This window comes from Paenibacillus sinopodophylli, from assembly GCF_005930355.1.
Taxonomy (GTDB): domain Bacteria; phylum Bacillota; class Bacilli; order Paenibacillales; family Paenibacillaceae; genus Pristimantibacillus; species Pristimantibacillus sinopodophylli.
This window is the reverse complement of the sequence record NZ_VDBO01000040.1, coordinates 1-1,793: the sequence shown is the minus strand read 5'-3', so window position 1 is coordinate 1,793 and position 1,793 is coordinate 1. Positions and strand designations below refer to the sequence as shown.

At 51.7% G+C, this 1,793-nt stretch carries 1 protein-coding gene; it reads left to right on the top strand.

Annotated elements, in window-relative coordinates:
- Positions 1–1,793, top strand: a 1,793-nt coding sequence (locus tag FGT79_RS31715; RefSeq protein ID WP_212758671.1) for a hypothetical protein, incomplete at both ends; no start/stop codon positions are given.

Genomic DNA, 1,793 nt, shown 5'->3' with positions numbered 1-1,793 from the left:
ATCGTCAATGTCTACAAAGCAGCAACAGGCGGAACAGCAATCGGAACAGCAACAGTCGGTACAGGTGCAACAACAGCAACGGTTACGATTACACAGCTTGGCGCAACAGCAAGCAGCGTTTATGTGAGTGTAGTAAACGATGGCAAGCTGGAGAGCACACGAACAGTTAAAGCGTATGATGCTGAGATCACTGCAGCACCAGTAGGCACAACAATCACAGCAACGAATAATGCAACAGGCACAGCAGATACGGTAAAAGTAACGGGTCTAGCAGAAGGCGACATCGTGAACGTCTACGCGGCAGCAACAGGCGGCACGGCACTTGACACGGCAACTGTGGCAAGCGGTGCAACGGAAGTAACGATTTCGAAAAACGATCTGCTTACCGCAACAGGCGGAACAGCGTACGTATCGGTAACGAAAGCGAACAAGCTGGAAAGTGCACGTACGGCTGCGAAATATGCAACCGAGACGGTAGCTACAGCACCACTTGCAGCAACGATTACTGCAACGAACAACAAAGCAGGCGTAGATGATACCGTGGTGGTAACAGGTCTTGAAGAAGGCGACATCGTCAATGTCTACAAAGCAGCAACAGGCGGAACAGCAATTGGAACAGAAACAGTCGGTACTGGTGCAACAACAGCAACGGTAACGATTACACAGCTTGGCGCAACAGCAAGCAGCGTTTATGTCAGCGTGAAAAAAGATGGTCAGCTGGAGAGCACAAGAACAGTTAAAGCGTACGATGCTGAAATCACTGCAGCACCAGTAGCAGCGACAGTAACCGCAACGAACAATGCAACAGGCACAGCAGATACAGTGAAAGTAACGGGTCTAGCAGAAGGCGATGTCGTGAACGTCTACGCGGCAGCAACAGGCGGCACGGCACTGGACACGGCAACTGTGGCAAGCGGCGCAACGGAAGTAACGATTTCGAAAAACGATCTGCTTACCGCAACAGGCGGAACAGCGTACGTATCGGTAACGAAAGCGAACAAGCTGGAAAGTGCACGTACGGCTGCAAAATATGCAACTGAGACAGTAGCTACTGCGCCACTAGCAGCAACGATCACTGCAACGAACAACAAAGCAGGCGTAGATGATACTGTAGTGGTAACAGGTCTTGCAGAAGGCGACATCGTGAACGTCTACGCGGCAGCAACAGGCGGCACAGCAATCGGCACAGCAACAGTCGGTACAGGTGCAACAACGGCAACGATAACGATCGAACAGCTCGGCGTTGCTGCAGGAAGTGTATTTGTCAGCGTGAAAACAGAAGGCCAGCTGGAGAGCACGCGTACGGCTGCGAAATATGCAACCGAGCCGGTATCGACAGCACCACTAGCAACAACGATCACTGCAACGAACAACAAAGCAGGCGTAGATGATACCGTGGTGGTAACAGGTCTAGTAGAAGGCGACATCGTCAATGTCTACAAAGCAGCAACAGGCGGAACAGCAATCGGAACAGCAACAGTCGGTACAGGTGCAACAACAGCAACGGTTACGATTACACAGCTTGGCGCAACAGCAAGCAGCGTTTATGTGAGTGTAGTAAACGATGGCAAGCTGGAGAGCACACGAACAGTTAAAGCGTACGATGCTGAAATCACTGCAGCACCAGCAGCAGCGACAGTAATCGCAACGAATAATGCAACAGGTACAGCAGATACAGTGAAAGTAACGGGTCTAGCAGAAGGCGATGTCGTGAACGTCTACGCGGCAGCAACAGGCGGCACGGCACTTGACACGGCAACTGTGGCAAGCGGCGCAACGGAAGTAACGATTTC